General features: G+C 62.0%; 2 pseudogenes. Both read left to right on the top strand.

Annotated features, from left to right (window positions below):
* Positions 1 to 238 (top strand): annotated as a pseudogene (locus tag IF20_RS36965) (S-(hydroxymethyl)mycothiol dehydrogenase); the annotation flags it as partial.
* A pseudogene (locus tag IF20_RS40810) lies at positions 238 to 300 on the top strand (MBL fold metallo-hydrolase); the annotation flags it as partial. The pseudogenes IF20_RS36965 and IF20_RS40810, both read left to right, overlap by 1 nt.

Below are 300 nucleotides of genomic sequence, written 5' to 3'. Positions count from 1 at the left end.
GGATATGACGTTGGAGTTGCCGTTGTTGGATGTCTTCGGGCGGGGTGGGGCGTTGAAGTCGTCCTGGTATGGGGATTGCCTGCCGTCCCGTGATTTCCCGATGTTGATCGATCTGCATCAGCAGGGCCGTCTGGACCTGGGCGCCTTTGTGACGGAGACGATCGGGATCGAGGACGTGGAGAAGGCGTTCGCGCGGATGCATGAGGGTGATGTGCTGCGTTCGGTGGTGGTGCTGTGATGGCCGCTCGCATCGAACACCTCGTCACCTCGGGGACGTTTTCCCTCGACGGCGGGACCTGG

The organism is Streptomyces niger (assembly GCF_000718305.1).
In the GTDB taxonomy this organism is placed as follows: Bacteria; Actinomycetota; Actinomycetes; order Streptomycetales; family Streptomycetaceae; genus Streptomyces; species Streptomyces niger.
This window is presented reverse-complemented; position numbering and strand designations above follow the sequence as displayed.